The 6,290-nt window shown below is 62.9% G+C and carries 2 protein-coding genes and 2 pseudogenes; 1 reads left to right on the top strand and 3 read right to left on the bottom strand.

Going from position 1 to position 6,290, the window contains the following annotated elements:
• A pseudogene (locus tag PV350_RS43360) lies at window positions 1–94 on the bottom strand (amino acid ABC transporter ATP-binding protein); the annotation flags it as partial.
• A gap of 2,417 nt (window positions 95–2,511) precedes the next feature.
• Between PV350_RS43360 and PV350_RS43355 the strand changes: the two are divergent.
• Window positions 2,512–2,987: pseudogene (locus PV350_RS43355) on the top strand (RNA-guided endonuclease TnpB family protein); the annotation flags it as partial.
• 284 nt (window positions 2,988–3,271) lie between these two features.
• On the opposite strand, the gene PV350_RS43350 reads toward PV350_RS43355, so the two are convergent.
• Both PV350_RS43350 and PV350_RS43345 read right to left on the bottom strand, forming a co-directional pair.
• On the bottom strand, window positions 3,272–3,955 hold the full coding sequence (locus PV350_RS43350; RefSeq protein ID WP_500338879.1) for an ATP/GTP-binding protein: 684 nt from the start codon (window positions 3,953–3,955) through the stop codon (window positions 3,272–3,274).
• Window positions 3,956–4,143: 188 nt separating this feature from the next.
• Window positions 4,144–4,569 (bottom strand): hypothetical protein, encoded by a 426-nt coding sequence (locus PV350_RS43345; protein WP_500338878.1) that lies wholly within the window; start codon window positions 4,567–4,569, stop codon window positions 4,144–4,146.
• Between the last annotated feature and the right edge of the window lie 1,721 nt (window positions 4,570–6,290).

The raw sequence follows: 6,290 nt of genomic DNA, 5'->3' as shown, positions 1-6,290 counted from the left end.
CGTGCAGCGCGCCGAAGTGCTTGTTCACGTCCTTCAGTACGACCAGGTCGTCGGGCGCCGGAACGGCGTCCTCGGTCACCGGCACTTCGGTCATCGGCGCGTGCTCCATCCTCGTCGGCTGACTCTCGGTTGACCTGTACTTGAAGGTGGAACTTAATGAGATCGCGTGAAGTGAGTCACCGTATCTGAGCGGAACTTGAGCATCACAAATAGATAAACGACGACGCGGCGTTGCGAGCAGTGAACGACTGCTCGGCTCCGGATCCCGACAGGAATAGTATTTCTGCGCCAGAGGCCGACGCCGCATCAGCCACCGCAGGACGGCTCGTCAGCCAGCTCTTCGGCAGTACATGCAGCACGCGTTAGCCAATAAGTGCACGAACTCAGCATCGATCCCCACGCAATCACCAACACGGCACCTCCGAGTAAATGCAGGTGCCCGGTGTTGCGAGCATGGTGGCAACGATCCGCTCGGCAACCACAGTTGGGTCAGCTTCAGGGGTGGCGAGATCTGGAAGTGGCGCGAAGTTGGTCGAGCATGAGCATGGCCGTGGCAGACATGCGGCGACCGCGCACATCATAATTCGACCCTCAGTGCCATCGCCCTGACAGGCACCTGATCGAAGATATTGGCGGTTAGGGGTGATTATTCCACTTGCGGCATTGACAGTCGTTTACAGTGGATGAGCGTTCACAGTCCATATCCCGTTGATGTGTCCGATGCGCGCCGGAATTTGGAGATTCTCAGTTGCGGCTGGCTGCCTCGCGAGCGATGAGTCGCTTCCAGCGGATGAACGGGCAGCCCAACGTGACGACGGTCGTGGAGTCTCGTGTATCCGGCGGAACCAGGCAGGCAGGAATTTTTGACTCACGCAGGCTGGGGAACGTCCACCAACTCATCCACGATCAGCACCAGCCGGATTAAGACAAGCCCGGACCAGCCTCACTCCGGCAGAGTTCTCTCTGGGAAGGACGATGGCAGGCAATCTCCCCGGACGCCATCCAAGCCTGCCGGCGCACCTTGCAGTAGCCACCGATGTCGGGCTTGTTCCCCGAAGTACGCAGGCTGGCCGTCATGTTCTGGAACCGGGCCAGTTCGCCGCGACGTTCCTCCAGTAACGGGCGTCAGGCACATTGCCGATGCCCACAGCGGCGGCCACGGTCCATCGATCCCGATGGCATGTCTCGTGGTGGGCGGTGACACGGGGCCACTCGGCGAGGACGGCCGACCTCCTGGTGGCGTAACCTTCACGCCCTGAGCCAGCAGTAGTGGAGGGCCTTCAACCCCTTGAAAGGCCCTCCACTGTGTCATGCTCCACACAATGACAAAAGCAGCCTATGGCTTGGTGATGCCGGGTTGGCCGCCTTCTCGCACATTCGGCAGGCAAGTTCCGTTTGGTGACACAAGTGAGCGATTCACGCTCCTGAATCACATGCTTCAAAACCGGACCATAAGCCGTGGCTGCGATGGACACGTGATAATGCTTGATGAGGATCCATGAACCGCACCCGGTTCGATCGCTTCACAGGCAGCACAGCAACCGGGGGCGCACAACGACCCCAAGGCAGACGCCTTGGGGTCGTTGTCACGCAACAGAGGGGACTACGCCCCGGCTCGCTCCCCCTCATCCCGCCACCTCAAGGCGGTGTCTGGACTTTTCAGGCCAAGCACACTGGCGATCTCACGCAAAGACATGCCCTCTTCAGACGCCCTGGCGATATGCCGTTTCAAGTCTAGATCGGCCTTTTCTACGAAATCCTGGCGTAGCCGCAAGTTCGCCATCAGTGCCGCTCGGCGCTCGGGCGTCAGGTGGGGTTTTTGGGGCTCCGTCATGTCCACTCCACAGCACATGCAGCTCATCGAACGTAGATCCTGGCACGCCCTCCTGCAAGAGCAGTGGGTGTGCTCGCCAGATGGCTCAGGGACCGCAGCCAGAGCAGGTCCTGCGGTCCATGGTGTCTGCGTCTGTTGCGCGTCGTCCCATGGACCGTGACACATCTTCCAGGGCGCGGTTACTTGCTTCACCAACGACGCCGGTTTCACTAAAAAGGAAAAATCTGAGGGCCCCGCTGGGGGGGGCGAGCGGGGCCCTCAACTGCGCCCGCTGGACGCAAGTTCGCGACGCGCCAGGGTACGGCCCATCGCAGTGCTTGGCCCTGCAAAGGCTAGCTCTGCAAGCCTACCGCCCACAAAGACCAAGACGTTCAGCCCCTCGAACACTTGGCGCAGATCTTCTGCCTTGTCGGCATATTCAGGCACGCAAACACCACACCACCATGAACGCGCACGTGGGTGGTTTGGCCCCAGCTCTCGTCACGCCACGCGGGCCTTCCCCCGTAAGCCAGGGCTTGATCAAGTTCCTTAAGGTTCGGGCTTGTTGGTGATGCCCAGAAGTGGGAGTGCTCGTTCGGGTTGGTCGCGGATTGCGCGGGTGGTTTTGGCGATGTTGTCGGCTCCGAGGATCTTGAGCAGGCCTATGGCGAGGTTGCGGAGGGACGCCATGGCCCGGGGTGCGGTCCCGGTGTGGACGGTGGAGGCATCCTCGGCTGCTGATGAGGCAGCGGGCCGGGATCCCCCGCGTCGAGCGCAGGCGCGAGGCCGCGCCGACGCTGACACACCACCGGCGGTTTGGGCTCAAGAACGGGTACCTGCACCTGGCCGGCGGCATCGTGCTGACGGTGGTGTGGTCACGGGACCTGCCGTCCGCACCATCGTCGGTACGCGTGTACCGGGACAGCCTCGGCACTGACACGCCTCGTTCGTCGTGGCGACCGCCCCCAAGCCGCTGCCCGCCACCCAGCGCCTCGCTCGCTACCAGCCGATGATGGCCCGCCGTAAGCCTGCTCACGGACAGGCCGCGTCCAAGGGCTACCTCAAGGAGGCCAGGCACCAGACTGCGACGCTGCGCAACAAGATCGCCCGCAAGTGGGCCAAGCGCGTCGTGCGCGACCACCACGCCACCGCGGTCCCGGGCTTCCGGCCGAAGTCAGATATTTCACGCTGCCCGCGCAGACGGCGACCGTGCTGCGGGCAACGCGAACGCCGCCGCACGCACAGCCACCCTCGACGGTCTGGCCGCGGCAGTCAGCACGGACGTCGCTGACGCCGTGGACCTGAGCGCACTCTGCCAGGAGCTACCGCTTGATCCCGAGCTCGTGGAGAACACCCCGAAGGTCTCTTCGTCACCAGTCATCCTTGTGGAGGGAGCCCCCTGCGCTACTGACGACGAGATGCAGTATGTGATGGGTACTCCAGCCGGTCCCCAGCCGACTACTGGGCTTGTCCGACCACCTGGACTTGGGAGCTGCGGGTCGTCGTGAGGTCGCCGCGCTGCCCGCCGCCGCCCCAGTGCACGTCCCACGTGGCGGTCGCGGTCACCCAGAACACGTCGCCCACTCCACTGTCGGACGTGGTGGCATAGCGGTAGCCGCAGCTGGGGGATTCCTTCGCCCCATCCGACTCCTTGTAGGGGGTGCCTGCGCCGCACGTGACGGTATGGCCGTCGCCCATGTCCCACACGATCTGCGATACGCGCGCGGTCGCCGTCACCGTGATGCCGCCCGCCGACACCGACTCCACCGCCGGGCCCCAGGTCCGGGGACTGGTGCGGTTCCACAGCCACACCGGCATCCCAACCACCCCCGTTGTGCCTTGCTCCGGTACGATTCCGATGTCCGGGCCGTCGATTGGCAACCGCTTCACCGCCTCGGCCGCGAGCTGGGCCGGATCGACACCACCGTCCATGCCCGGCGGCGGAGCAGCCCGCCACTGCACCGGCGGCCCCTCATCCGGGCAGTACGCGTCATACACCGCGCCATCACCCGGTCTGTGGCCCTGCCAGGCCGGATCGCCGGCCGGCGGCTGCGGCTCCATCATCTTGAAATAGCAGTTCAGGCTCCACCACCCCAGATCCCGCAGGTAGCAAGGCACCTCCACATCCCGCAGCGTGTGCACACACCGGCGGGCGGTGGTGCCACCCGAAACATGGGCGCTTGGCTTCGGGTTGCCGAAGTTGCCAGGTAGGAGCACTCCGACCTGGCAGTCGCCCCTCGATGGGCAGTACGTCCCACCATCTGCGATCACCAAGCCGGCCGATCCAAGCATGACACCGCACACCGTTATGGAGACTGCCAGTAGATGCCTCAACACATCTGATCCCGAGCGGCATTGCTGTCCGTGACAACCCAACGGTTTCCGATCGTACGGAGCTTGGAGTTCACCACATATCGTTGAGCACGAATCGGAGCGGCAACGCTTTCACCAGTGGCTTGCTTCACCGGCGTCCAGCCAGTGTCATCCCAACAAACCGACAACGTGGCCCTGTGGGGTGTCACTCCTAGGTCCACAGTGATCTTGGTGACCCTGAACGCGGGCTTGCCCTTCGTGACAACGCCGTTGGCACGATTGACCAGCAGCGCGCCCTTGTCATCGGCCAGGACCTGCCCAGAGGCATAGTGCTCGATGTCCGTACCGGCAAACGTTGCTCGCGCAAACCCAGTAGTCTCCGCGTCAACCAATTGCTGGAAAACGACAGCCACCTTATCCTTCGCTGCCGTGGTCGGATCCACGAACGTTGAAGAATCCGTGGATGCCGGAGCCGGAGCCGACCCGGAGTCTGGCATTGGCTTCGCAGAATCACCGCCGCTACACGCAGGCAGGACCAATATGCCGGTGAGCGCTGCCGCGGCTACTGCCGCACCCTGTCGGATTCTGTGGACCAGAGGGTATCTCTGATCGGTGATGCTTGACACGAAGCGGCGCCTTCCTTGCGTCGACTAGGTCACTTACGCGATATCTTGCGAATGGGACGATGGAGACTGAGGCTCTCCGGTGGGTTGCATGCGGCATCACCAGCCGCAACCCCAGGAGCGTTGCCCGTCACAGACCACCATCGGCCCCGGCAAGTCGGGGGTAGAGGTCACGAATGCCTTGATCAACAACAATGCGGATGCGACGACGTTTCCGACTGCGTATCGCAGTGATGGTCCGTGCACTGATGCCCAAACGAGTGGCGAGATAAGTGGCCGACCAACCTGCGGCAGCCAAGGTAGTAAGTAGATCGGCTGCGCAAGTGGCGTCAGTTAGACCCCGCCCGTCTTCGTCGCGTCGTGCCGAGTGGGACGACAAGGAGACGCCGAGAACAGCATCCGCTGTATACCTGGAGATCCGGTCTGGCCGCTCCCCCATGGGGCGGAGCAGGCGGCGGATTAGAGTGACAGAGATTCCGGACGCGTCTGCGATGTTCTGAGCAGACATATTATTGCTGCGGAGCATCACAGCGTGGTCGGAAGCCTCGGTCGAGTCGACTCTGGCAGCCAAGCCGGCCGCGTGGTCACGTTCCCTTTCGTAACGAGCCCAGCGTTTGGCTTGGCGGCAGACCGCCTGAATACAGCCGTAGTCAGCGCAGGACGCTTGACCATGCCTGACACGGCTCCGAGCAGGTCGACGGGGGACTGGGACCGCCGCAGGAACTAGAGATCCAGAAGCGAGCATGACGACGGATTCTATGGTGCACGGCGGAGAACCCAAGTCGCGCTCCTCCTCCGGCAGCCAACGGGAGCTTCCATTTCCGTCTCTTAGGTTCCTTGAAGCAGCTCACCCCGACCCGCGGTGAGGCTCCCATTGATCCGGTCCGGGCGATGGAACGCCGTACTCACGAAGGCTCTACCTGGGGCCCTGTGGAGGTGTCGCCTGGGTACCCGCCCCCGTTCAACCCGCGGGAGATACCCCGGCACCAGCTGAACCTCAACACTATGAGCTGCACTTTCGCCGAAGAATGTGTACCCGGCAGGTGAAGCGCGCCGTGAGGTCGGCGGCCCCAGTAAGCAGCGTCGCCCACGGTCCGCAACTACTCACAGCGTGCGCCCCTACCTCCCACAACTTCCCGCTGCGAGTACCAGCAAGGACGGGACTTCACATAGGAACTCAGCGCCATATCGAACGGGATCGGCTGTTATGAACATCACTCCAAAACTGGAGGTGATCACAACTCGCGTTCCACCCTCACGCACACGAAAGGGGCAGCGTCCTCGCCCCCGACCCGCCGCATACAGCCCGACACGGGGGCGTGACAGCTCCTGTCCTCCGAGTCGAAGTTCGACTCCGACAGATCCTGCTTTCGACGTCTCGGCATAGGCAACTGCATGCCGTTTCACTGCACTTCAAGCCGCTCGCAATCTTCAACGCAGCCAGTGAGGTTTTCTCAGCGAAATGATCTTCGCGAAACGTTGTGAACCGCTCGCCTCTGGGTAGATCGGACGAAGTCATCCTGGTCGTGGGCAGACGTAAA

This window comes from Streptomyces sp. PA03-6a, assembly GCF_033792765.1.
In the GTDB taxonomy this organism is placed as follows: domain Bacteria; phylum Actinomycetota; class Actinomycetes; order Streptomycetales; family Streptomycetaceae; genus Actinacidiphila.
This window is presented reverse-complemented; position numbering and strand designations above follow the sequence as displayed.